This is a genomic window from Chryseobacterium carnipullorum, from assembly GCF_003815695.1.
GTDB classification, from domain to species: domain Bacteria; phylum Bacteroidota; class Bacteroidia; order Flavobacteriales; family Weeksellaceae; genus Chryseobacterium; species Chryseobacterium carnipullorum.
Genome location: NZ_CP033920.1, coordinates 2,444,147 through 2,470,428 on the forward strand (window position 1 = coordinate 2,444,147; position 26,282 = coordinate 2,470,428).

The following is a 26,282-nucleotide window of genomic DNA, read 5'->3' on the forward strand; positions in this document are numbered from 1 at the left end:
GGTTTTTGGTTTTCAAAATTAAATTTATTTTACGAATAATAAATTTATGATATGATTAGTTGTGCAGGATGTTTAGTTTGTATAATTTTATGCCACTAAATAAACCATGAACTTATGAACGAGAACGATTATAAAATAGCGGTTGCTGAATGGAGCAAATGTCTTTCAGACTATCACTTGATCTCAAACCTGATTCCTACCAATTACATTTTCGAACTGCCTGCGGACAAGATCGAAAAAATCAAAGAGAAAAACAAATACGTTGATGTCTGTGCAGAAGTAGGCGTATTCAACGGGGAAGTAGTCCTTATTTTTATCCCGCTGGACGAGAAAGGATATGTTGATAAAAGTGTTGTTGAGTACCAGTACACAGTTTTAGCACCTCTTAAACATGATATCATCCTGCAGCAATCAAAGGAATTTACCGTTGTCAAAAACGCAGTTCTTTCCAGCAATCTTACCCAAATAGATGATAATACCAATACGTTTTTTCCGGTTTCCGACCAGCCCATCCTGGATCAGGATATAGCGATAGAAGCTATCGGACGTTGGAGAGATGAAGGAATGGAATGGTTCTTCCGTGAGTGTACAGAATTCGCAGGAGCGAGAATTTTCAGAAAATTCTATATTCCTATGGAAGATCTTTGTCATCCTGAACCGAAGATCGCAGGGGTTAAATGTTCGTTTGCACTCAGATACAATGATATTTACGGGAGAATGCTGGTAACCCTTATCTTTATCTCTTTCCAGGAGCTATTGCAGGGAAACAGTGCTAAAACTATTTCAAATACTTACGATTGGGCGAAACCTTGTCCTCCTATCTGCCGTATTCCTGAACTTGGATCTTAACTACTTAGTATAGATAGGAATGACCGATTTTTTTAAAGCAATTTTATTCCTAAACTACGGTCTGCTTCTGTCCATCATACTTTTGGGAGCAGCAAAATACCGTATATTAAATAATAAAGAAAAGCAATATTTTCACTGTATTGCTTTTCTTTTTTTTATAGAACTCCTGAACCTCGTTCTGCCTTATATTTTCAATCTTAACGATACCTCGTTTCTGTATCCTCTTTATATCGCTGGAGAGTTTTTTCTGATTACTGCTTTGTTTATCCGGAAGCTGGAACTTCCGAAATATTTAATTTGGGTCACCGCATTGCTGGCAACCATATTTATGGTGTCAAAATATATTTATGATTATCCTTTTAACAGCGATATTGTAAAGGTGGTTTCAAATATCATCATCATTTGTCTTTCAGGATTTGCACTGATCCGTGAGATCAAAGGCGTTTCTGTACCCAACCGTTTTCTTCTCGCAGATGCCTGTATTTTTTTCTATTATTCCGTTTCGGTCTTTATTTTTATCATTCAGCACCAGATCGCGAACCTGTCAGAAAATGACTATTATATTATTCTGAGCGCGAATAATATTCTGTCGAGCATTTTATATTGTTCATTTTTATATACCTTCATTAAATTAAAGAAGTAACCTTAAATATCAGCCTGTTGATCCTTATAATTGTTACCATAGCAATTATAGTATCCTTTATTCTTCTTGCCTACAGGGCCTTTATCAGTAGGATCATTAAGGAGAAGAATGTCCAGCATGAAGCTGAAGTACTCCATCAGAAAAAGCTGGTGCTTGAAAATATAAAAGCACAGGAAGAAGAAAGAAAAAGAATTGCCGTCATGATTCATGATGATATTGGAAACCGGCTTAATATCCTTTCATTGTGGATGAATAACCTCGATACCAAAGGCGATGAGGTGATTAAAAAAAATATTTACAGCCAAATGTCATCACTTATTGATGCCGCCAGAAGTATTTCCCATTCATTGTATCCTGTCAACCTTGAATCGGTAGGATTCGTTCTCTATGTGGAAGAGCTGATTGCCAACCTTTCACACAAGATCAATATTTCCATGCAGGTAATGCCGGGATATGAGAAAAAAGATATCTTTGTAGAAGTACAGCTGTACAGAATTATTCAGGAATTTACCACCAATGTGATCAAACATTCCACAGCGACGGATCTTTGGATCTACATCAAAGATTACCCACTGAATATGGCTGTAATCATCTCTGACAATGGGCAGGGATTTGACTATGACCTGGTGAAAAAAGGGATGGGTATCAAAAATATCGAATCCAGAATAAAATCTATGAACGCCGTACACAAATGGAAAAGTTCTTTAAATAAAGGAAGCCGTTTAATCATTATAATTCCAAAAAACCATGAACTCCCAAATCAAAATAGCCTTAATTGATGATGAGCAGCTGATCCTGGAAGGGGTGAAAATGCTGCTTTCAAATGAAAAGAATATATCTGTATGCCTTACCTCCAACAACGGGCCTGATTTTATTGAGAAACTGGGAAGCCTTTCGGAAGATGATTTTCCGAATATAGCGCTGGTGGACGTACAGATGCAGCCCATGAACGGCTTTGAGCTGGTAGAAGTTCTTAAAGAAAAATATCCGGAACTGAAGATTATTATTCTTTCTTCTCATTACAAAACGTCGATTCTCGGCTATATGGTCAAGTTGGGCGTATCTGCTTTTCTTCCCAAAAACTCACACCGAAAAACATTCATCGATGCTATTACCATGGTTTATAAAAACGGAGTTTTCTTTACCGCAGAAGATCATCAGATGCTTTTTACCTATATGAACAGTTCAGCAAAGAAGAAATCGCTTTTTGAAATGGAAGACGAATTGTCTGAACGGGAAAAAGATGTCGTCAAACTCATTTGTCAGGAATACACGAATAACGAAATCGGCGAAAAACTCTTCATCAGTCCCAGAACAGTAGAAAGCCACCGCCAGCGTATCCTGGAAAAGATCGGAGCCAAGAACACTGTAGGGATTGTCATCTACGCTGTTGTCAACAACATATATTCTCTTGATAAAATCTGATTCCGTAGAAATACGGAATTTTTTATTTGGTATTTTTCACGCTAGTATTGCTCTTCCTTCTTCCGTTAATTTGAAAAATAAGTTTTACAGGATTTAAAGTAGAACACAACAATCAAAATGCAGAGGGAATTTTTTAATAACTAAAGCAAAACACTGCGATGGAAAACGATACAATACTATCTGTCGGAATCTTTTTTGACGGAACAGGAAATAACGGGATCAATGCTTCTTCATCTGAAAGGCCTTTACAAAATAATGAAAGCTATAAAGGAGCTCCTACCAATATCTATAAATTATTTAATTTATTTAAAGCAAACAGTAAAATATATGTCGAAGGTATAGGAACTGTCACTGGCGGTGAAGATAGCAATTTTGCAATGGCAACATGCGCCAATCCTCCTGATGGACAGGGATATTCTTCCGACGACAAATTAGACAAAGCAGATCGTTTTGTACAGAATATCTTGGGCGACGGAAATACAGAGTATCACTTTTATATCTATGGATTCAGCAGAGGAAGTATGCTTGCCAGAGAGTTCTGTAATCAGCTGGTAACAAAATATCCATCAGCAAATATAACCATAAAATTTCTCGGTGTTTTTGATACGGTTGAATCCAAACCATTCAACACCTATGATATGAATCTTCCGCAGGAAGTGGAAAATGCCCTCCATATCTGTGCAGTCAATGAATGCCGCTTCTTTTTCCCGCTCACCGGTTTTTTTGAAAATTCAAAAAGTATGCAGGATACCAAAACCGAAACTTCAGGATCGGTCTGGAAAGAAGTTTTCGTTCCCGGCGCTCACGCTGATGTAGGAGGTGGCTATCTTCAGGCACCGCATTCCGTATATATTTCTACAGATTTTATTAATACCAATGACCTTGAAGATTATGTTTCTGATGTAAGAACTGCAAAAACTGATGCTGAAGGAAATAAAATATGGGACGCCCTGCTTTCCGGATTTCAGATTGAAAAAGGAGTTGTTCTTTCCCAGGCTTACGTTTCCAGAGAAGTGATCTTGAATACCCTTCCTAGAGTATACGGAAAAGTAATGTTGCAGGAAACCAATAATGTCATGGCAGGGATTTTCAGTACAGATCTTTCCCGGTCAGGGTTAGAAATTACAGATGATACTTTCCTTTCAGATTTCTATACCCACCTTGCAGCCTATGTGGAAAGTTTTTCAATGGATATGAAACCTAAGTATGATTATTCAGGTTTCGCAGATTATACTCATATTTCAGCCAATTTTGGAATGTATAGTGCTGATATGTTAAAAAGATCGGCAGATGAGATTGAGGCAGAGCTGATCAATAATGGTCTGAATGTACCCAGCAGTACCTCTGTAGACCTGGGAATCCATACCAAACTTTTTACTGAACTGCACCTCCCTGAAGACAGTTTTGTAGCTGACTTTCTGTATGGAACCAATGTTCCGAATAATGATATCTGGAGCCGTACAATAGAGATAAGATCCTTTGCGGCAGAACAGAATTAGATAAAATAACGTTAGTACTTTTCAGTTTTAAATTTAGGTTACGAAGGGATGTCTGGCAGGGCATCCCTTTTTGTTGTTCCAAAAGCCGTGCTGTCAGGGAGTCTGTTTTTATTTCTGGCCTATTCATTTCTTTTTCCGTACTTTTGCACCCGAAAATTCATTATTCATCACTAATTTTTATTTAATAAAATGCTTTCTGTTCAAGGTTTAGGATTACATCATTCGGGAAACTATCTGTTTCAAAATACCAATTTCACCATTAAAAAGGATGACAAAGTTGGTCTCGTGGGAAAAAATGGAGCGGGGAAATCCACTTTATTGAAAATGCTTTCAGGGGAAATTAATTTCTACGAAGGAACTGTCGTTCGCGAGGGAGGTGCTACCATTGGTTTCCTGAAGCAGGATCTGGATTTCGTCAAAGGAAGAACCGTATGGGCTGAAACCATGCAGGCCTTTGAACAGATCAATGCCTGGAAAAACGAACTGGAAGAGGTAAATCATCAGATGGCCGTAAGAACAGATTATGAAAGTGATGCGTACACGGATCTGATCAATAAAATGACAGAGCTGAACGATCTTCTGATGAACCATGACGCTTACAATCTTGAAGGCGATATGGAAAAAGTATTGTTCGGTTTAGGATTCAGAGCGGATGATTTCCAAAAAATCACCGACGAATTTTCCGGAGGCTGGAGAATGAGAATTGAACTGGCTAAACTGCTGCTTCAGAAAAATGATATCATGCTTCTCGATGAGCCTACCAACCACCTGGATATGGAATCCATTATCTGGCTGGAAAACTTCCTGAAAGACTATCCCGGAGCCATCGTTCTGGTAAGTCACGATAAGCAGTTTATGACCGCGGTCTGCAACAGGACTTTCGATATCAATAATAAAAAAGTTGACGATTATAAAGCGAATTACTCCAAATATCTGATCATGCGTGAAGAACGCCGCGAGAAACTCATCGGGGCCAAAAAGAACCAGGATGCAGAGATCAAGCAGATGGAGGATAACATCAATAAGTTCCGTGCAAGTGCTACCAAAGCTTCCTTCGCACAGTCCCTTATTAAAAAATTAGATAAAATCGAGCGTATTGAAGTGGATAATGAAGATGTTTCCAAATTCAACATCCGTTTCGTACAATCTATGGTTCCCGGAAAAGTGATTTTTGAAGCTGAGCATTTAGGAAAAGCATACGGAAAAAAACAAATTTTTGATGATGTAGACTTTATTGTTCAGAGAGGAGACAGAATTGCCCTTTTAGGACAGAACGGACAGGGAAAAACTACGTTGGCGAAAATTCTTGCCGGAGAAATTAAGGATTATTCAGGAACCTGGAATTTAGGACATAACGTCAACATCGGATACTTTGCCCAAAATCAGGAAGAAGTACTGACCCCAAATAAAACCGTTTTAGAAGAAGCCGAAGATGCGGCAACAGAAGAAACCAGACCTAGAGTAAGAGATTTATTAGGATCTTTCCTATTTCAAGGAGAAGCTGTTTCCAAAAAAACAAAAGTGCTTTCCGGAGGAGAAAGAAACCGTCTGGCGCTTTGTAAATTACTGCTTCGTCCATTCAACACGTTGATCATGGATGAGCCTACCAACCACCTTGATATTCAGTCTAAGGAAATTATCAAACTGGCCTTACAGAACTTTCAGGGAACATTGATCGTGATTTCTCACGACAGAGAATTCCTGGATGGACTTTGTGATAAGATTTATGAATTCCGTGACGGAAGAATGAAAGAATTCCTGGGAAGTGTTGGCGAATATCTTGAATACAGACAAAAGGAAACGCTTAGAGAAATTTCTGCTGAAAAAGCAAAACTTCACAGTGAAGATGTAAAGGTTGAGGCAAAACCAGCTCCGAAAGAAGTGAAGGTGGAAGAAAAATCAACGATTGTCAGCAAGGAACAAAAAAATATTCAGAATAAATTAAAGAAAGTAGAAGAAAAAATTTCTGAACTGGAGTCTGAAATTGAAACTATGGAAGCTACTTTTACAAAAGAAAACCCTACTGAAGAAACTTTGGAAAAATATAATAAAACCAAAGAAGAACTGGAAGTTGCTTTACAGGAATGGGAGCATTTAGGTTCTCAGCTGGCTTAAGTATGGCAGATTTTCATGAATGGAGGAATTGAAATTGATTTGCGGATAACAAGGATATTTAAATCTTATATTTTGCATTTTACAACTTCTTGAATATCCAATTATGATACAAAATAACAAGAGATATAGATCCTTCGGCTCTGCTCAGGATGACAGTTTTAAAATAATACGTTTTTTATTTTTGTGGCTATCACAGTAAATTACAGTTGGTATTAGGAATGTCACCCCGAGCGAAGCCGAAGGATTTTTTACTATAAAAAAAATAAATAAAAAAATAATTACCTCTGTCAAAGTATCTTTTTGTAACAAAAAACTACTTTTACCGACGTATTGAACAGTTTTAATGAAGTGTTTAACCAAAACTTAATTTAAAACTTAAATTATTTTTATAATTTTACAAAATGATTTTTAAGGAAAGCAGAAATCTGAAGAACTTTATTTCCAAACTTTTGTTTGGGATTTACTTCATTGCACTGTTTTCTCAAAGTTTTCACCACCATGACGCTGTCGACTACTTTAAGAGTTTCAATCTTAAGAAGACAGAACATGCCATGACCAAAACTTCGGCTAAAGAAAAGCCCGGCGATTGTCTCGCGTGTCATTTCTTAGCTACAGGACATACACTGGTTCCGGACGAATACAATTTTACTTTCGAACATTTTACGCACGAAGTAAAACAGGTGATGGCCGTTCAGGAAAAAATATGGTCTCAGACCAAATTCACTTTTCAGCTTCGGGGGCCTCCCTCAATTTCATAAATCATAGATTTTTATGGGCTTTAATTGATTTTAAAGTTCAATACTTTGGGTTTAAAGCTATTGTTTGATAGCTGTTGGATGCGGGTTTTGGGATAAATAAGGTACATGATTCTTGTTCAATAACGAGTTTTAAGGCTGGAAGAATTTTCTGAAAGACTTTAATACAAATGTTTTCCTTATTGATGATTTGGGATGAAAGTTCCGTGATATCAAAGTTGGAGAGTACATAAGTTCATGCACTAGCATGCTTTATATATTTGAGAATGGATTGATATTGATTCATTGGTAGAAGTCTCTTATCTGTAATCTGACTTACAAACCCACACAATAAATTTTTACGAAAAAATGTACCGGTAAAAGGTACGCAATCAATCTATAGACAATGAAATTGATATATAGTCTGATGCTGGTCTTTTGTGGACTGGTGTCAATAAGTGCACAAAAATCATATTCGGTAGAAGGAACTGTTCAGGATTTTCACGATAAAACCATGCTGCAAAATGCGGTGGTGAATATCGGTGGATTTACTGCTAAAACCGATACTAAAGGTAAGTTTATACTGAATAAAATTCCTGCGGGAAAATATACGCTCATTGCCAAACATCCTGATTGTAATGATTATACTGAAAATATAGAAGTTAGTCAGGATTTACAATTGGTCATTAAGTTAGAGCACCACAGCCATGATATAGAAACGGTGACCATTCATGGGAGTCATAAATCTAATGGTTCTCTGATCATTAAAACCTTAGATAGATCTGAAATCGAGAGGAATTCTACCGATAACCTGGGGAATATATTATCAAAAATTTCTGGGGTTGCCACTTTAAAAACAGGGAATAATATTTCAAAACCTGTTATTCACGGCTTGTATGGAAGCAGAATTTCTATTTTGAATAACGGAGTAAAGCTTGCAGAACAGGAATGGGGAGTAGAACATGCTCCCAATGTTGATATTAATAATTTTCAGCACATCGATGTGATCAAAGGAGCTTCTGCATTGAAATACGGAAGTGATGCTATCGGAGGAGTGGTGGTGCTGGAACCTGAAATTTTTCCTAAAAAAGACACGATTAAAGGGTCGGTCGGACTTACAGGGATCTCAAATGGCAGAGGGCTGGGACTGGATGTAGATGTTGCTAAAGTCTGGAAAAACGGATGGGCTGTGAAATCCCGCGGCAGTGTCAAAAAATTAGGAGATCAGAGTGCTCCCGATTATAATCTGAAGAATACGGGAATGGATTTTTCTTCTTTCAATTTTACGGTTCAGAACAACAGTTATGAAAAAGGAATTTCATTTGACTATTACCTGACGAACCAGAATATAGGAATTTTGAGAGATTCGCACGTTTCTACTTCCGGGGATTATGACAGGGCAATGACGGCAAATCCACCTGTTTACTCAGGAAAATTCAGTTATGATATTGATAATCCAAGACAGGTTGTGGAGCATCATATTGCAAAAGTTTCAGCTTTTAAAAGATTTGAAAATATTGGAAAACTGTCAGCAACCTATAGTTATCAGTACAATCACAGACAGGAATATGATATCCGGAGAGGTGAACTGAATGATATCCCTTCTTTAGATTTAGAGCTGATGACTCATCAGTTTAATCTTAATGATTTATTGGAAAGAGGCAAATGGTCTCTGGAAACAGGAATTGATGCAGGTTTTCAAAACAATTATTCAGATCCTGCGACAAAAGCAAGACGTTTGATTCCTAATTATGATAAATATTCTGCAGGAGCTTATTCTGTATTTAAATATAAGATTTCTTCTAAATTTAATTTCGAGGCTGGCGCAAGATATGATTTCACCCGTTATGATGTGACCAAATGGTACGATCAAAGTGACTGGGAAAAATTATATGCCGACACCTATCCTCAATTTTATGTGAAGAAAAGCCAAAACAGAATTCTGACGCGTCCCCAGCTTAATTACAATAATGTTTCCTTTAATGCAGGTTTGGAATACCGCCCGGGATCAAATTTTGATCTGAAATTTAACTATGCAAAAGTGGGCAGATCGCCGAATGTTGCAGAGTTATTTTCGGACGGATTACACCATTCTGCAGGAGTGATCGAAACCGGAGATATGGCATTGAAAAATGAAGAGGGACATCAGTTTAACTTAACAGTAGACTCAAAATTCAATGTCTTGAAAGGACTGAATATTTCTGTAAACCCCTATTTTTTTATCACTAAAAACTTTATCAATCAGGTTCCTGTGGGAATCAAGGGAACAATCAGAGGGGTATTTCCCGAGTGGGCCTATCAGCAGATCGATGCCAGGATGTACGGGGTAGACCTTGATATCAACTGGAAACTTACGGATGACCTTACCTATGTGGGAAAAGGAAGTTACGTTCACGGACAGGATGATACCAACCATGAACCTTTGATTCTGATGATGCCACCGAATTTCTCCAACGCATTACAGTTTAAAAAGGAAAAATGGAATAACTTCTATTTTACCGTTGAAAATCAAACCTCTCTGAAACAAACCAGATTCCCTGTCCGAAATGTTCCGCTGGAAGTATATGTGGACGGCGAATTGGTGGATAAAACCATTGATTTGAGTACGCCACCCAACAGTTATTCACTTTGGAATGTGCAAACGGGAATCAATATCAGCAAAAATCTTTCTGCAGGGCTTATCGTCAACAATCTCTTCAATACTTCTTACAGAGATTACCTGAACCGTTTGAGGTTCTTTGCGGATGAGGCAGGAAGAAACTTTATTTTAAACTTTAGATACAAATTCTAAGGATTCAGAAAAAATATTACATTACAACTTTACAAACTTAAAATTCTAAAAATGAACAAACTATTCAATACTAAAAATATTATCAGATTACTAGCTGTTTTATTCATTACAATCACTGTTATTTCTTGTCAGAGAGACGGTTCTGTAGCAGAAGATGATCTTCCTCAGGAAGAACTTACCAATATTATTTTGTTGGTGAAAGAAGATACGCCGGGATCTACGGCGATCGAATATAATTACAGCATCGGAGCAGGAGGTATTCCTACAATTCCTCTGAAAGACGGGAAGTCCTATACTGTGGAAGCGAAATTCAGAAACGGAAATGAGGACGCTACCAACGAAATCATAGAAGCTAAAGATGAACATTTCCTTATTTTCGACTTTCCGAAATCCAACATTGCCGTTACCAGACTGGACGGAAATGATCTTAGAAAAGATGGAAAAAGAGTGGGGTTGAAAACAAAATGGGATGTTGTAAAAGCGGTGGACGGAACTTCTCCGTTCCTCAAATTAACCCTTATTCATGAGCCTCAGAGTGTAAATGAAGCAAAGGTTGGAACGGCCTGGGGAAGTGTAGTAGGAGGAGAAACTGACGCAGAAGCTACTTATAATCTAAGTAATTAGAAATACTTACCTAAGGATAGAACCGCTGATATTTTCAGCGGTTTTTTATTTATCAACATTTGAGGACTAAGAATTGATTAGAAGTAGGTTATTCTCATAAAATTTTCATATTTTTGCAACCTAAAATTTTAATCAATAATGAAGGTTACCGCACAAAACCATGATGACGTAAGTGCATTACTTACAGTGACATTGGAAAAATCTGACTACAAAGAAAAAGTAGACAAGCAGTTGATTAATTATGCTAAAAATGCGCAAGTTCCTGGTTTCAGAAAAGGGAAAGTGCCTTTGAGTATGGTTAAAAAACAATATGAAGCAGGTATTGCATTCGAAGAAATCAACAAACAGGTTTCTGACGCATTGAACAATTATGTTAACGACAACAAGTTAAGATTAGTTGGACAGCCTGTTCCTCAGCCAGTAAACCAGTTGGACTACAACGCTGATCAAATTGAAGTTGGTTTCGAAGTAGGATATGAGCCTGAATTCACTATAGATTTAGCTAAATATGAAGCTCCTCACTATAAAGTAGAGGCTTCTGACAAGGAAATCACAAAGAGCATTGAGAACATGCAGAAGCGTTTTGCGGAGCAGGTTCCTCAGGATAAAATCGGTAAAGATTCTTATGTAGCTTTAGAAATTTCTCAGGTTGTAGAAGAAGATGCTGAAGGAGAGCACCACCACCAGCCAAAGAACGTTACCATTACTGCTGAAAACAAAGAAGCTTTCAAATTGGTAAAAGCTTTGAAAATGGACGGTTCTGTAAAAGTATCTAAAGAAACTCTTGCAGGTGACGAAGAACTGGCTAAAGAATTAGGATTCACTAAAGAAGAAGTTGAGCATCTACACCATGCTGAAGTAGAAGTTAAAGTAAAAGATTTCTATGCATTGAACTTAGCTGAACTGAACCAGGAGTTATTCGACAAAGTATACGGAGAAGGAACTATTACCTCTGAAGAAGAGCTTAAAGAAAAAGTAAAATCTGAATTGGATGAGTATTTCCAGCAAAATGCTGACGTTCACTATGTGAATAAAGTATTGGAGCAGGTTACTGAAAAAGAAGAAGTGAAACTTCCTGAAGATTTCTTGGTAAAATGGTTGTTATTCTCTAACCAGAATATTCAGTCTGAAGAGCAGGCTAAAGAAATTCTTGAAGCAGAGAAAAGTCAGCTAAGATACCAGATCATTGAAGGTAAATTAATGACTGATAACGAAATCAAGTTAGACTATGCTGATGTATTGGCACAGGCTGAGCAGTTGGTGAAAAACCAGTTGGCAATCTACGGAATCCACCACTTAGGGGATGAAGAAATCCAGAAATACGCTGTTGAAATGTTGAAAGACCAGGAGCAGGTAAGACAAATTTCTTCTGAAGTAGCGATGGCTAAACTGAAAGATGTAATCCTTGAAAAAGGAGGAAAAAAAGAAACTAAAATCTCTCACGACGAGTTTTTAGAAGAACTTAAGAAATAATTTATTTCGATATAAATATTTGAAAACCTCCGAGCAATCGGAGGTTTTTTTATTTTGGGCGACTCCTACTGCCTGCTGCCTGTTATTAAGTTTGAAGCAGTATCTATTTCCCTCATTCTCTTTGATTAATTTTTGTTTCTTAAAAAATCTTAATGGATCCGGACAGGAATGATCCGGTATTCCCTGTAAAAATACTTTGTTAAATTTGTTGCAGTCATTATTCATATATTTACATCCTTAAATTTATTATAGATATGAAAAAGATCATCATTCCGTTTTTCTGTGCCGTATTGTTTTCAGTACCGGCAGCAGCTCAGCAGACCACCGCAGCTCCCGCAAAGACGGAAGTCGTGAAATCTAAACTTGCACCCAAAGAAGTCATTGATAATTACTTCAAAGCTTTAGGAGGAAAGGCCAAATTAGAAGCCGTAAAATCTACGGTAGTAGACAATACCCTTAGTGTTCAGGGGATGGATATTACCATGAGCACCATGAAACAGGGCAATAAATTCAAATCTGTACAAACCGCAATGGGACAAAAGGTAACCCAGTTTTTTGACGGTGAAAAAGGATACATAGAAAGAGCAGGCCAGAAAACTGATTTTCCTGCCGATAATATCGCTGAACTGAAAAAAGGAAAAACTGTAGAAGCATTGGCCTTTGATCCTGCAGGTTTTCAATCGGTTACCGTAGAAAAAGTGGATGGAAAAGATTATAATGTATTATCTTCAGAAAAAGGAAAATTTTACTTTGATGCCTCAACCGGCCTTTTATACAAATCTACGGTAGGAGAGGGGAATGTGATTGTGAAAGATTATCTGACTGTAGAAGGTTTGAAATTCCCTTCCGAAGTTGATATTGAAGGAAAAGGGCAGAAAGTGACGATAAAAACTACAAAAGTTGTTTTAAACACGGGCGTTTCAGATGCTGATTTTAAATAAAAACTGTCATTTTGCAGTACAAAAGCCGGATATTTTCCGGCTTTTTTGTTGCCTTTTTAATTTTAACTCAAATTTAACTATGATATGAATTTTAACACTTCTTCAGCTGGTGAATAATTGATATTTTTAGCACGAAAATAAATTCAAATTACATGAAGAAAGTTTTATCATCATTTGCGGTCATCTTCCTGATGTCTTCAAATGTTTTCGGACAGAATATCCCCGTGGATGCTTCTGTGAAAATCGGTACTCTTCCCAACGGAATGAAGTACTATATCAAAAAAAACACATTACCTGAAAAGAAAGTAGATTTCCGTCTGGCCATCAATGCAGGATCTATTCTTGAAGATGAAAATCAGAGAGGTTTGGCGCACTTTATGGAGCACATGAACTTCAATGGAACCAAGAATTTTCCGGACAACAAACTGGTAGATTTTCTACAGTCTATCGGAGTAAAATTCGGACAGCACCTGAATGCTTACACAAGTTTTGACGAAACGGTATACATGCTTCCCGTTCCGCTGGATAAACCAGGAAACCTGGATGCAGGTCTGAAAGTAATGGAAGACTGGGCATTTAATGCTACACTTTCCGATGAACAGATCAACAAAGAAAGAGGGGTAGTTCTGGAAGAACTGAGACTGGGTCTTGGCGCTGACAAAAGAATGGCCGATAAATATCTTCCTAAACTATTGTATCAATCTCAATATGCAGACAGACTTCCGATCGGTAAAAAAGAGGTGCTGGAAGACTTTAAGCCGGATGTCATCAGAAAATTCCACCAGGACTGGTACAGACCGGACCTCATGGCGATCATAGTGGTAGGAGATATCAATGTAGACGAAGTTGAAAAGAAAATCAAAGACAACTTCAGCAAATATAAAAATCCTTCTAAACCAAAAGAAAGAAAAGTCTTTGATCTTCCCAACCATAAAGAAACATTAGTAGCAATAGAGACAGATCCTGATGCTACAAGTTCAATGGTTCAGTTTATTATGAAAGATGCGGAAGCTTACAAGCCTGATGTTACTGTTGAACAGTACAACCAGAGTATTATAGAAGGTCTTTCTACCGCAATGCTGAATAACAGATTAAAAGAACTGATTAACTCAAACAATCCACCTTTTACCTTCGGATCTGTATATCATGGAGGAACGTATGCAAGAAGTAAGGAAGCTTTCCAGGGATTTGCTGTGGTAAAGGAAGGAAATCAGCTGAATGCTCTGAAAGTTCTTTTGGAAGAAGTAGAAAGAGCGAAAAGATTTGGATTTACCCAGTCTGAGCTGGACAGAGCGAAAGCACAGACGCTGTCCAACCTTGAAAGGTCTTACAACAACAGGGACAAGACAGAAAGTGATATGCTGGTAGACGAATATGTAAGAAACTTTCTCGAGCAGGAACCGATGCCGGCAATTGCATGGGAATATGAAGATACAAAATCATTCCTTCCTAAAGTTACTCTCGCACAGACCAACGACGTGATCAAGAAATTGGTGAAAGATGACAGCAGAGTGATTGTGATGACCGGGCCAAAGAAAGACAACGTTACCATGCCTACAGAAGCCATGGTTCTTAATACATTCGAAGCTGTAAAAATGGCAGACCTTAAGCCGTACGAAGAAAAAGCAGCCATCAAAAATTTAATAAAACCTTTCAAATCAGAAGGGAAGATTACCAAGACTGAAACTGATGCTAAACTGGGAACAACAACCTGGACGCTAAGCAACGGAGCTAAAGTGACTTTCAAAAAGACAGATTTCAAAGATGACGAAATCGTATTTTCTGCAAGAAGTTTAGGAGGAAACTCCCTGATCTCCGATGCAGACTTTATCAAAACTCAGTTTGCTTTTGGAGCATTATCTGAAGCAGGAGTGGGCGGATTCTCAAAAGCAGATCTTACCAACTATCTTGCCGGAAAGCAGGTGAGTGTCAATCCTATGATTGGACCTTACTTTGAAGGGATTTCAGGAAGAACTTCCCAGAAAGATTTAGGGACGGCTATGGAGCTTACGTATGCTTATTTTACAGGTTTAAATTATAACCCTGCGGCATTCAATGCTTACAAAGAAAAGCAGTCTGCCATGCTGGATAACCTGTTGTCTAATCCTCAGGCTTATTTCTCCAATGAGCATGCGAAATTTATGAATCAGAAGAACCCTAGATTCATCGGATTATTCCCGATGGAAAAAGACTGGGCGAATACAGATTATAAAAAAGCGTACGATATCTATAAAGAGAAATTTGCCAATGCCGGAAACTTCCAGTTCTATTTTGTAGGAAATATTGATGAAGCAAAATTAAAAGAACAAGTACTTCAGTATATCGGTGGACTTCCGACATCAGGAAAAACAACAACATTTAAAGATACCGGATACAGACAGATGACCGGAGATTATTCAAAAGTCTATAAAAAAGGAAAAGACCCTAAGAGTATGGTCACCATCTCTTACAGCGGAGAAACCCCTTATAATGAAAAAGAAGCTTTAGCTCTTTCAGCTCTTGGAGAAGTGGCTACCATCAAAGTAATTGAAAAACTTAGAGAAGATGAAAGCGGAATTTATGGCGGTGGAGCCAGAGGAAGTATGAACAAGATTCCTTACAGTACATACAATTTCAGCATCAGTTTCCCATGTGGACCTGAAAATGCAGAGAAACTTACAAAAAGTGCAGTGGCTGAGCTTCAGAAACTTATTGATAAAGGTCCTGAGCAAAAAGATCTTGACAAATACAAAGAAGGGGAGTACAATGACAACAAAACAGAACTTAAGGACAATATGTTCTGGATGAGTGCTCTTGCTAAAAATCAGTTGGATGGCAGCGATAAATATGACATCCTGAACTATCAGGAAAAAGTAAAAGCGCTTACCGTGAAAGACCTTCAGGATGTGGCTAAAAAATACCTTGCCAAAGGTAAAATCACAGCGACCTTGATGCCGGAAGACGGATGGGAAAATACTAAAAAAGCTGATGCAAAACCTGCAGTGGTAGGAGCAACAGTCGTTAAATAATATTTTTCAGAATAATTGATAAAAAAAACCGCAGATCAGTCTGCGGTTTTTATTTATTTAAGAGCCATAGGCTTTTTTCCATTCCTCAGCGGCTTCACTTAAAACGCCGTAGAACTCCTCACCATATTTTCTGGTCAGTGGAGTTTTCAGAAACTTATAGACAGGAACCTGCAATTCTTTCCCCAGCGCACAGGCATCACTGCACACCTTCCATTCGTGGTAGTTAAGCGCTGTGAAAGTGGAATATTCTGTAATACGGATCGGATAAAGGTGGCACGAAATCGGCTTTTGCCAGTCTACAGCACCGTCCTCATAAGCCTTTTCAATACCACATTTTGTAATTCCTTTTTCATCGAAAGTTACATAAGCACATTCGCGGTCTTCCACCATGGGCGTTACGTACATTCCGTCCTGCGGATCTGTGGTCCATGTTCCCTGTTCTTCAAGCGCTTTGATGCCTTCCTGTGTAAGATAAGGCTTTATTTTATCAAAAATACGGTCTAAAATCTCAAGTTCGTCCTTATCCAACGGAGCACCTACATCTCCTTCCACACAGCATGCACCTTTACATTTCGTAAGGTTGCAAACAAATTCTTCGGAAAATATATCCTCTGAAATCAATTTATCGTCTATCTGAATCATAATCTTTAAAATAAATTAAAATACGTACCTGCCTTAAAAGCAATCAAACTCATAATGATAAGCCATAAGCTTACCTCCTGCATCCAGTATTTAGGCAAAAATCTCATCATCCTGCTCAGGATAATGCTTGATGGGAATGCCAGAAGCAGTAAATATTCATAGTTTTTATTCATGTACAGAATAATAGTCACCAGCTGGGCCAGTGAAAATACCAGCAGAAATGTATATTTATACCGGCTTATCGGGCTTTTCTTATTGTAATTTTTAAAATGGTCGTATACTGCATAAATTAGCATCAGGACAATAGGAATTAAAGGAAACAGATCAATATAATCCGTCATGGGCTTCATTTTTCCAAACGGGAAATAATCTATATTCCACGTCGTAAAACTGAAAAAGAACATGATGGAAAAATAGCTGAATGCAATTAATATCGTTCCTAAAAGAAACCTGAAGAGATTTAAACTTATTTTTTGAGAAGTGGCAATCACGTGAATGATCACGAAAAGCGCCATTGGCCACGTCGTTGGCAGGAAAATAAAATTCAAGGCCACGATGGCTCCTACCAGTACATAAGACTTCTTTCTGATGTCTTCATCTGCACTCGTGAGCAGCAAAACAAGAAAAGAATTGGTAAGCAGTGAAACAGCAATTCCTATGTCCAGGTTTCCCGGATAAAGTCCGAAAATAAAAAAGGTATACAGAAATAAAGGCAGATGTGTCTGATAATTGAGCGCAATGCTGTGAAAACAAAAATATCCCAATGCAATTCCCAGAAAAGTTATCCCGGCAATGATGGCTTCATAAGTGTTGAAATTCAGTATGTTAAATATTATAACTACTAAGAGAAGAAAGCCAATATAAACAGGAATTGAAAAAATATTGCTTTCTTTTGAAAGTAATTTAAACATTTTTTATAAATTTGTACAAAGTTAATTTAAAAAAGGAAAATAATGACGTCTTTCTGGTTATTCTTAAGTAAAGTTTTCAAATGGACCTTCGGTTTTTTTGATTCGTTTGGAAATGTTTTAAACTGGATTCTATTTGCCGTTTGCTGCGTATTGTTCACGTACTGGTGCTATGTACTGGTAGTAACATTAGGTGGTGATAAAGATAAAGACTATTATTCTCCAACTGAGGGGAAGAACCCTTACTACGATCCAAAGATCTATAAAAAAGAAGGTTAATTAATTGGTTATATAGTAAAAAACCGATGAGACTCAGGTCTGATCGGTTTTTTTATTAACAATTAAAAATGTATTTTTTAGTCGTGGATGGGGAGTACCAACACCGGAATATGGGAATCTTTTGTAAGTCCTTTCGTTAAACTTCCTACAAAAACATCATAGATCCCACTTCTTCCATGGGATCCCATGACGATATAATCCGCATTTTTAGCCTTTGCATATTCCAGGATAGTATCCTTGGCGATTCCTTGTTTTAAAAGATGCTCACAGTCCACGTCGTGGGCAATGATTCTTTGCTCGATCTTATTCAGCTCTACCAGTTCAGCTCTGATCTCATTGGCTTCTACTTCAGGAAAATATTGATATCCCATATCACCGATAGCAAAACCAATATCTGATGGCGCTACATGAATCAAAAAGATTTTGCCGTTTAACTGTTTTGCGAATTTTACAGCGCCTTCTACAAGTTGTTCCGTTTTGTCCCCAAAATCTACGGGTAGTACAATATTTATCATGACCTCTAATTTTGTTTATTTTAAAGATAAGAAAAAATTGCCAAAATTTTATGTTAAATCCTTATAATATTCGAATATCAAGAATTTTATCATCTTTTAGATAAGCTTCCAGCACGTCATTTTCTTCTACTTTTCCTACCCCTTTTGGAGTTCCCGTAAAAATAAGATCACCCACTCTCAGGGTAAAATACTGAGACGCAAAAGCGATGATATCGTCAAAGCTGAAGATCATATCTTTGGTGTTGCCATCCTGCACTTCTTCCTTATTCTTCAGTAAAGAAAATTCTAAATCATCCAGATTGTAATCTTCTTTTTTGAAAAAGTTTCCCACGACCGCAGAACCATCGAATCCTTTGGCCAGTTCCCACGGAAGACCTTTAGACTTCAGCTCACTCTGAAGATCTCTTGCCGTAAAATCTATTCCTAAGCTGATCTCTTCATAATGTTTGTGAGCTACCTCTTTCCGGATGTATTTTCCTCCTTTTGAAATCTTTAAAACCACTTCCAGTTCATAGTGAACGTCATTAGAAAATTCAGGAATATAAAAATCATTTCCTTTTAAAACCGCGGTGTCAGGCTTCATGAAAATAACGGGTTTTTCAGGAATCTCATTTCCTAATTCTTTCGCATGTTCGCTGTAGTTTCTTCCTATACAAATGATTTTCATATCTCTTAATTATTTTAGGTGTCCGTCATTGAAATCCGGTTGTAAATCCACAAGCTGTTCAATAACGACGAGGAAATTTATTAATATTTTTAAACTTTAATTCTATGGATGTGTAAATTCATTACCACAGTAATAACATACAAACTTCTGGCTTGACAAAATCGAGATCCCAAAGAAACTCGTCGCACGGTCATCCCTGTAAATATGGTTTGAGCCACATTTTGGACAGACAAAGTCAAATGCCGGATCTTTGATGGTGTGTTCCACTTCCAGGGAATATGCTTCATTATCGTTATAATCCTGTAGTATTTGTTTTGCCTTTTCCAGATCATCCTCAAAAACCTGCAACTGAATACCGCCTACAGCTTGTGACAGCAGCCAGTCAGACTGAATCAGCTGTTCATTCGCAATAAAGCCATTGACTCCATTTTCGGAAAGGATCTGTTTGTCCCTGTTAGCTTCAAGGGCGGTTTCGTAGAATTTGAAACGAACGAGATTTGACATGTTTTAAAATTTACCTGATAATTGAATTTTGGTGAAGACTTTCTTCGTATACAGTGGAAAATCAGCATTCTGAAGCCATCCGTAATAGCCCAGATCCTTCTGGAAAACCGCTTTTACCACTTGTCCTTTATATTTTCCAAAATTGAAAACAGCCTCGTTTTTATCATTGTATCCGATAAATCCTGCAAGGTCAGCATTCTTATTATGGAACGTAAACTCACTTAAAGGCGCTATTTCATTGGGAATATCCTCATATTTTCCAACCTGCGCATCCAGTACCTCAAAGGTAGCCATCACATCCGCTTCTGCCGAGTGAGCGTTTTCCAGGACTTTACCACAGTAGAACTGATAGGCTGCTCCCAGATTTCTAGGCTCCTTCTTGTGGAAAATGGTCTGTGCATCTACCAATCTGAATTTGCTAAGGTCAAAATCTATTTCTACTCTCAGAAGTTCTTCTGCCAGAAGCGGAACGTCAAATCTATTGGAATTAAATCCTCCCAAATCACTTCCTGCAAGCATTTCCATCACTTTTGGAGCGATATCTCTGAAGGTAGGAGCATCTTTTACATCCTCATCATAAATTCCATGGATCGCGCTGGATTCATTAGGAATTGGCATTTCAGGATTCACACGCCATGTTTTGCTTTCTCTGGAGGCATCAGGGTTGACTTTTAAAATACAGATTTCTACAATCTTATCTTTTCCAATATTGGTTCCTGTAGTTTCAAGGTCAAAAATGCAAAGGGGTTTATGGAGTTTTAAATTCATGTCTATAATTTGATAATGTTTTAATTTGAAAATGTACGGATTCTATGATCAGTAATCTGGTGCTTCTAAAGTCTTATATTTGATGTCTAATATCTCACCTCTGATGTCTACTTCAGTTGTCTCTGAAAAACGAGGGATACTACTATATAATAAATAACCAGCATGGGAATACCTACGATCTGAAATATCATCAGAATGGCAATTCCGCCGCCTAATAAAATAGCCTTTGGATAATTGTCCTGAAGCTTTTTCGACTTGAATTTCATCGCCATCATCTTGATCGGGCTGATCAAAAGCCATGAAGTAACAACCGTTAATACAATTAAAAACAATGAATTTTCAAATAAAAATCCAAAATTTCCTGTTTCCTTGAAAGCATAATACAATCCAAAAAGCAGTACCGTATTGGTTGGCGTATTCAGTCCTTTAAAATAATAACGCTGTTCCTCATCAAGGTTAAAGATAGCCAATCTAAGGCAGGAAAAGACCGTTACCAGAAGACCAATATAACGGATGTCAAAGGGAAGATGAAGTCCAAAGATTTCATTTCCGAATGGCTCCAGAGCTTTATACATCGTAAGACCCGGAATCACTCCGAAACTGACCATATCCGCCAGAGAATCCAGCTGAAGTCCCAGATTGGAGTTTGATTTTACCGCACGGGCCACAAACCCATCAAAAAAATCGAAAATGGAAGAAAGAATGATACAGATGGCCGTGGTCTGGTAATCTCCTAAAATAAGATGGATCGCACCTACACAGCCCGCAAATAAATTGGCAAGCGTCAATAAATTGGCAAGATTATTTTTTATGAAATTCATGTCAACAAAAGTACAGTTTTTCCAAATTTTATCCCGAAATATTATGAAGGAAAAAATACATTAATCGGTTTTTGATGTAAATTTGCCGAATGAAATTTTTTAAAGAATTTAGAAAACAAGAAGTTCTGGTCCTTTTATACCGGATTTTCTTAGCATACGTTTTTTATCAGATTGCCCGGCTTTTGTTTTGGTATTTCAATAAAGAACTCATCAAAGTGGATTCCGTTTCAGATTATTTCAATCTGGCATTTCATGGAACCGCCTTTGATACCACGGCGATTTTATATGTCAATGCTTTATTTATTTTGTTAAGCCTTGTCCCCGTTGTGATCAATACAAAGAAAGGATATCAGAATATACTTTTCTGGCTGTATTTTATCACCAACGGAATTGCCTATGCCATGAATTTCGGAGACTTTATCTATTATAAATTTTCACAGGCAAGACTGACCTCCACTGCTTTGGACGTGGCGAAACATGAGTCTAATGTCTTTAAGGTCTTTACTGTTTCTCTAGGACAGCATCCTTTTGTTTTGATCTGGTTTGTTGTTTTAATGGCACTTTGGGTTTTTCTCTATAAAAGAATAAAGATTACAGAACAGAAACCTTTAAAGCTTGTTCCCTACTTTATCTGGTCTGTCATTGTTCTCTGCGGAACTATTGTTTTAGTCATTGGAGGAATACGTGGCGACTTCAAGCACAGCACGAGACCTATTAATTTAGTAGATGCCAACCGTTTTGTAGTGAATCCACTACAGGGAAATATAGTTTTAAACAGTACATTTTCTTTTTTCAGAACATTGGGGACCAATAACTTTAAGGAAGTTCATTTTGTAGATGAGAAATATATTACCGACAATGTACAGCCTTATAAAATATATGACAGGAAGGTAGAGAACCGGCCTAATATCGTTATTTTTATTGTTGAATCCTTCGGAAGAGAATACTCAGGAGCTTTTAATAAAGATAAAAATATAAAAGGCTATGTTTCCTATACACCGTTTATCGACAGCCTTGCCGGCCAGAGTTTGATTTTTCCCAATACTTTTGCCAATGGAAGACAGTCCATTCATGGGATGAGCAGCGTATTGGCAGGTATTCCGAGTCTTACGGATGCCTTCACCAGCTCACCCTATTCCAATCAGAAAATACAGTCTATTGTTTCAGTTTGTAACGATCTCGGCTATGATACCTCCTTTTATCATGGCGCTCCAAACGGCTCGATGGGCTTCCTTGGATTTGGAAATATATTAGGCTTCAAACATTATTTCGGAAAAAATGAATACAATCATGATGAAGATTTTGACGGAATGTGGGCTATATGGGATGAACCGTTTCTTCAGTATTTTGCAAAGAATGTAGGAAAGAAACAGCCTTTTATGGCAACGGTATTTACGGCATCATCACACCATCCGTTTAAAATTCCTGAAAAATACAATGGTAAATTCAAAAAAGGAACCATAGAAATGCATGAGCCGATACAGTACACGGATTATGCAATCAAAAAATATTTTGAAACTGCTAAAAAACAGCCATGGTTCAATAATACCATTTTTGTTTTCACAGGAGACCATACCAATCAGGTAGCTTATGGTGAATATGAAAAAGCGATGAACCGTTTTGCTGTTCCGCTGATCCTTTATTCTCCAAATCCTGACTATCACCTTCAAGGAGTAAATCCTGAGACCGCCCAGCAGATCGACATTTATCCTACATTGGCAGACCTTATCGGGTACAATAAGCCGATTAGAAGTTGGGGCAGAAGTGTAGTAAGTGATAAAAAATATCCGTCTGTTATCGTTAATTCAGATGGAAGTTCGGAACAGTTTATCATAGGAAACTATATGTATCGTTTTGACGGAAAAGAAATTACCGGAGTATATGATAAAAATGATCTTGGATTTGAAAACAATCAGATAGGCAAACTGAAAACTCCTGAAATAGAAAAAGGAATGCTGACGGCTAAAGCATGGTTTCAGGATTATATGGATAGGGTGATCAACAGAAAGCTCAAATAAGTTTGAGAGTCGTAGGGTCTTGTTGCTGGTTGATCGTTGCTGGTTCGATCCATGAATCTTACATCAAGAACTTTATTAGTATATCTTATGTTTGAAATACGATATCTAAAATCTTGGTTTTTGAATAATCAAAACCGCTAAAATGAAAAAAGGGCAAACAGGATTATGTACCTGCTTGCCCTTTTTGGCCTATGATATGCTCTGTATAGTAAAAGTTTTTGTCTGTTTAAAATTTAATTTATACTTTTAGCAATAGATAGATAACAAAAAACGTATATCGAAATTAAAACTATAAGAAATATGAAAAAATTATTATTAACATTCGTGCTCTCTTTGTTTGGTGTATTATCGTTTGCACAGATTGAAGGTAAGTGGAAGACGATCGATGATGAAACAAAACAAGCCAAGTCTATTGTGGAAATCTATAAGAAGTCTGACGGAAAGTATTACGGTAAAGTTTCTCAGTTGCTTATAAAGCCTGCAGATCCAAACTGTTCATCTTGTAAAGACGACAGAAAAGGTAAACCTATCTTAGGAATGGAGATTATCAGAGGTCTGAAAAAAGAGGGTGATGAATTTACAGGAGGGACGATCACAGATCCTAAATCAGGTAAGACTTACAAATGTACCATCACCAAAAGCGGTGACAAACTGAATGTAAGAGGATACATGGGGGTTTCTGTATTTGGAAGAACTCAAATCTGGGACAAAGTAAACTAATCAGGTTTCAATACAAGTATAAGACGGTATTTCAGCAATGAGATGCCGTTTTTATTTTTTTTTCAAAAAATATGTAACGAAAATAAAAAGTACCCACTCATAAGGTATGAACACAGAATTGGAGAAAAATTTTGTTGATTTTTTTAAGCCCAACCAGAGGCTTATCCACAAAATATGCAGGATATATACAGATAACACCGAAGATCATGAAGATCTGTTTCAGGAAATTACCGTCCAGCTATGGAGATCCTTTCCCGGGTTTAAAGGAGAATCTAAATTTTCGACGTGGATGTACAAGGTTGCGCTCAACACAGCGATGACTCTTTTCAGGAAACCACAGAGAAAACAATGGAAGTATTCTGATGTAGATGTCTCCTCTTTGAAAATGGAATATCAAGCCTATGAAGATGATGAACATAAACTGAAAAAAATGTACAAAGCCATCCATGAACTCTCAGACGTTGAAAAAGCTTTGATCATGATGTATCTGGAAGATAAGCCGTATAAAGAGATCGGGGAGATCCTAGGGATAAGTGAAGGAAATGCAAGGGTGAAAATGAATAGAGCAAAGAATAATTTGAAAACCAAAATAAGCACAAAATAATATGGAAGAACTGGAACTTTTGAAAAAAGAATGGAATAAAGATGAAGGAGAGTTTAAAAATTATTCTGAAAACGAAATTTATTCCATGATCAAACACAGATCTGTTTCTGTTGCGAAAACATTATTGGTGATTGGTCTAATAGAAATTATACTGTGGTCGGTGTATGGATATATTAATGGAGAATTTCCTTATCTTAGAATCATCCTGTTTTCCGGATTTATTATTCTGGCCATTTTGCTGTTTCGCAAATTGAAAACCGGACAGAATTCCTTATCATTAATGAAAAATATTCTAAACCTGAGAAAACTGATCTTCGGGTATGCAGGAATTTCTTTTTTTCTGGTTATTCTCGATAACCTGATTCATTTTGATTTATATACAAAGGATTTTATGGCAGGTGCAAAAGATGGATTGAACAAAGGACACCATATTGTAACCCATACCAATCCCGAAAGTATGGATCCTGAATTGGGAAATTATGCTTTGTTCGGATTTTGTATGCTTGTCAGCTTTTACCTTTTGTATCTGATTTATAAAAGAACGTATGGCAAAATTCTGTCCGATCTCAGAAAAAACTACAGAGAACTGAGCAAGGCGGAAGAAAAACCTTTTTAATTCAATTAATATTTCAGGTATCTCATTCAATGAGATGCCTTTTTTATTATGTTAGTAATAAAAAAACACTATTTTTGTAGTCTAAATTTTTCAAATAAATATGGCAGAATATACTTTTCGTGAGGTAATTGCACAAGCAATGAGCGAGGAAATGCGTAAAGACGAATCCATCTTTTTAATGGGGGAGGAAGTTGCAGAATACAATGGTGCGTATAAAGCTTCAAAAGGAATGTTGGATGAATTTGGTCCTAAAAGAGTAATCGATACACCCATTGCTGAGCTTGGTTTTACAGGGATTGCTGTAGGGGCTGCGATGAATGGTAACAGACCAATTGTAGAGTATATGACGTTCAATTTCTCATTGGTAGGTATTGATCAGATTATTAATAATGCGGCTAAGATCCGCCAGATGAGTGGTGGTCAGTGGAACTGTCCGATCGTTTTCAGAGGTCCTACTGCTTCGGCAGGACAATTGGGAGCTACCCACTCTCAGGCTTTTGAAAACTGGTTTGCCAACGTTCCCGGTCTGAAAGTAGTTGTTCCTTCAAATCCTTACGATGCAAAAGGATTGTTGAAAACAGCTATTCAGGATAATGATCCCGTTATTTTTATGGAATCTGAGCAGATGTATGGAGATAAAATGGAAATTCCTGAAGAAGAATATTACCTGCCAATAGGTAAAGCTGATATCAAAAGAGAAGGAACAGACGTTACTTTGGTTTCTTTCGGTAAAATCATGAAGCTGGCTATTCAGGCTGCTGAAGATATGGCTAAAGAAGGAATCTCTGTAGAAGTGATTGACCTTAGAACCGTTCGTCCTCTGGATTTTGATACCGTTTTAGCTTCTGTTAAAAAAACAAATAGATTGGTAATTCTGGAAGAAGCATGGCCATTTGGTTCGGTATCTTCTGAAATTACTTATATGGTACAGCAGAAAGCATTTGATTATTTAGATGCACCGATCAAGAGAATTACGACTCCTGATGCACCTGCTCCATATTCAGCTGCATTGTTTGCAGAATGGTTCCCTAAACTTGAAAAAGTGAAGGAGGAAATCAAAAAAGCGATGTACGTAAAATAAATGTTATAGAGAAAAACTTCCGAAAGGAAGTTTTTTC

The 26,282-nt window shown here is 37.3% G+C and carries 25 protein-coding genes; 18 read left to right on the top strand and 7 right to left on the bottom strand.

The features are described 5' to 3' along the window. Positions 1-114: 114 nt before the first annotated feature. The 12 genes from EG346_RS11115 (at position 115) to EG346_RS11170 (ending at position 16,102) form a co-directional block, all read left to right on the top strand. Complete coding sequence (locus tag EG346_RS11115) at positions 115-849, top strand: hypothetical protein (protein ID WP_073335208.1); 735 nt, start codon at positions 115-117, stop codon at positions 847-849. A gap of 19 nt (positions 850-868) precedes the next feature. Continuing rightward, positions 869-1,492 carry a hypothetical protein gene (locus EG346_RS11120; RefSeq protein WP_123878663.1) on the top strand — a complete coding sequence of 208 codons (624 nt, stop codon included), beginning with the start codon at positions 869-871 and terminating at the stop codon, positions 1,490-1,492. Positions 1,493-1,509: 17 nt separating this feature from the next. Beyond that, positions 1,510-2,271, top strand: coding sequence for a sensor histidine kinase (locus EG346_RS11125; protein ID WP_228423796.1), 762 nt, complete (start codon positions 1,510-1,512; stop codon positions 2,269-2,271). Next, positions 2,240-2,917 (top strand): response regulator transcription factor, encoded by a 678-nt coding sequence (locus EG346_RS11130; protein ID WP_073335206.1) that lies wholly within the window; start codon positions 2,240-2,242, stop codon positions 2,915-2,917. Before EG346_RS11125 ends, EG346_RS11130 begins: the two co-directional genes overlap by 32 nt. A 158-nt stretch (positions 2,918-3,075) precedes the next feature. Continuing rightward, positions 3,076-4,416, top strand: coding sequence for a T6SS phospholipase effector Tle1-like catalytic domain-containing protein (locus EG346_RS11135; protein ID WP_123878665.1), 1,341 nt, complete (start codon positions 3,076-3,078; stop codon positions 4,414-4,416). A gap of 189 nt (positions 4,417-4,605) precedes the next feature. Further along, a complete protein-coding gene (locus tag EG346_RS11140; RefSeq protein ID WP_123878667.1) occupies positions 4,606-6,531 on the top strand; it encodes an ABC-F family ATP-binding cassette domain-containing protein in 1,926 nt (641 codons plus the stop codon). A 401-nt stretch (positions 6,532-6,932) separates the two neighbouring features. Continuing rightward, positions 6,933-7,289, top strand: a complete 357-nt coding sequence (locus EG346_RS11145) for a hypothetical protein (RefSeq protein WP_073335203.1) — start codon at positions 6,933-6,935, stop codon at positions 7,287-7,289. Between the two features lie 382 nt (positions 7,290-7,671). Continuing rightward, positions 7,672-10,056, top strand: coding sequence for a TonB-dependent receptor (locus tag EG346_RS11150; protein ID WP_123878669.1), 2,385 nt, complete (start codon positions 7,672-7,674; stop codon positions 10,054-10,056). Positions 10,057-10,107: 51 nt separating this feature from the next. Next, positions 10,108-10,680 (top strand): hypothetical protein, encoded by a 573-nt coding sequence (locus tag EG346_RS11155; RefSeq protein ID WP_123878671.1) that lies wholly within the window; start codon positions 10,108-10,110, stop codon positions 10,678-10,680. A 138-nt stretch (positions 10,681-10,818) separates the two neighbouring features. Continuing rightward, complete coding sequence (locus EG346_RS11160; protein WP_123878673.1) at positions 10,819-12,153, top strand: trigger factor; 1,335 nt, start codon at positions 10,819-10,821, stop codon at positions 12,151-12,153. 254 nt (positions 12,154-12,407) lie between these two features. Next, on the top strand, positions 12,408-13,094 hold the full coding sequence (locus tag EG346_RS11165) for a hypothetical protein (protein WP_073335199.1): 687 nt from the start codon (positions 12,408-12,410) through the stop codon (positions 13,092-13,094). Positions 13,095-13,246: 152 nt separating this feature from the next. Further along, the gene (locus EG346_RS11170) at positions 13,247-16,102 is read left to right on the top strand and encodes a M16 family metallopeptidase (protein WP_123878675.1); all 2,856 of its coding nucleotides are present in this window, start codon (positions 13,247-13,249) and stop codon (positions 16,100-16,102) included. A gap of 57 nt (positions 16,103-16,159) precedes the next feature. Here EG346_RS11170 and EG346_RS11175 read toward each other — a convergent pair whose 3' ends face one another. Both EG346_RS11175 and EG346_RS11180 read right to left on the bottom strand, forming a co-directional pair. Continuing rightward, positions 16,160-16,744: a DUF3109 family protein gene (locus EG346_RS11175; protein WP_123878677.1), complete on the bottom strand. Its 585-nt coding sequence runs from the start codon at positions 16,742-16,744 to the stop codon at positions 16,160-16,162. 5 nt (positions 16,745-16,749) lie between these two features. Further along, positions 16,750-17,655 (bottom strand): DUF6427 family protein, encoded by a 906-nt coding sequence (locus tag EG346_RS11180; RefSeq protein WP_073335196.1) that lies wholly within the window; start codon positions 17,653-17,655, stop codon positions 16,750-16,752. Between the two features lie 42 nt (positions 17,656-17,697). Here EG346_RS11180 and EG346_RS11185 point away from each other — a divergent pair, with 42 nt between their 5' ends. Next, positions 17,698-17,931 (top strand): DUF6341 family protein, encoded by a 234-nt coding sequence (locus EG346_RS11185; protein WP_073335195.1) that lies wholly within the window; start codon positions 17,698-17,700, stop codon positions 17,929-17,931. A 77-nt stretch (positions 17,932-18,008) separates the two neighbouring features. Here EG346_RS11185 and EG346_RS11190 read toward each other — a convergent pair whose 3' ends face one another. The 5 genes from EG346_RS11190 to EG346_RS11210 form a co-directional block, all read right to left on the bottom strand. After that, on the bottom strand, positions 18,009-18,446 hold the full coding sequence (locus EG346_RS11190) for a universal stress protein (RefSeq protein WP_123878679.1): 438 nt from the start codon (positions 18,444-18,446) through the stop codon (positions 18,009-18,011). A 61-nt stretch (positions 18,447-18,507) separates the two neighbouring features. Continuing rightward, positions 18,508-19,113, bottom strand: a complete 606-nt coding sequence (locus EG346_RS11195; RefSeq protein ID WP_073335193.1) for a fumarylacetoacetate hydrolase family protein — start codon at positions 19,111-19,113, stop codon at positions 18,508-18,510. A gap of 102 nt (positions 19,114-19,215) precedes the next feature. Next, complete coding sequence (locus EG346_RS11200) at positions 19,216-19,617, bottom strand: putative signal transducing protein (RefSeq protein ID WP_073335192.1); 402 nt, start codon at positions 19,615-19,617, stop codon at positions 19,216-19,218. A gap of 3 nt (positions 19,618-19,620) precedes the next feature. Further along, on the bottom strand, positions 19,621-20,385 hold the full coding sequence (locus tag EG346_RS11205; protein ID WP_123878681.1) for a 3'-5' exonuclease: 765 nt from the start codon (positions 20,383-20,385) through the stop codon (positions 19,621-19,623). Positions 20,386-20,492: 107 nt separating this feature from the next. Beyond that, positions 20,493-21,206, bottom strand: coding sequence for a CDP-alcohol phosphatidyltransferase family protein (locus EG346_RS11210; protein ID WP_123878683.1), 714 nt, complete (start codon positions 21,204-21,206; stop codon positions 20,493-20,495). An 89-nt stretch (positions 21,207-21,295) separates the two neighbouring features. Here EG346_RS11210 and EG346_RS11215 point away from each other — a divergent pair, with 89 nt between their 5' ends. From EG346_RS11215 to EG346_RS11235, 5 genes are all read left to right on the top strand, one after another. Continuing rightward, positions 21,296-23,224: an LTA synthase family protein gene (locus tag EG346_RS11215; RefSeq protein ID WP_123878685.1), complete on the top strand. Its 1,929-nt coding sequence runs from the start codon at positions 21,296-21,298 to the stop codon at positions 23,222-23,224. A 300-nt stretch (positions 23,225-23,524) separates the two neighbouring features. Further along, positions 23,525-23,944, top strand: a complete 420-nt coding sequence (locus EG346_RS11220; RefSeq protein ID WP_123878687.1) for a DUF2147 domain-containing protein — start codon at positions 23,525-23,527, stop codon at positions 23,942-23,944. A gap of 106 nt (positions 23,945-24,050) precedes the next feature. Continuing rightward, complete coding sequence (locus EG346_RS11225) at positions 24,051-24,548, top strand: RNA polymerase sigma factor (RefSeq protein WP_123878689.1); 498 nt, start codon at positions 24,051-24,053, stop codon at positions 24,546-24,548. 1 nt (position 24,549) lies between these two features. Beyond that, on the top strand, positions 24,550-25,164 hold the full coding sequence (locus EG346_RS11230) for a DUF8845 family protein (RefSeq protein WP_073335186.1): 615 nt from the start codon (positions 24,550-24,552) through the stop codon (positions 25,162-25,164). Positions 25,165-25,264: 100 nt separating this feature from the next. Beyond that, entirely contained in the window at positions 25,265-26,245 is a 981-nt protein-coding gene (locus EG346_RS11235; protein WP_034748438.1) for a pyruvate dehydrogenase complex E1 component subunit beta, read from the top strand. The last annotated feature ends 37 nt before the right edge of the window (positions 26,246-26,282 follow it).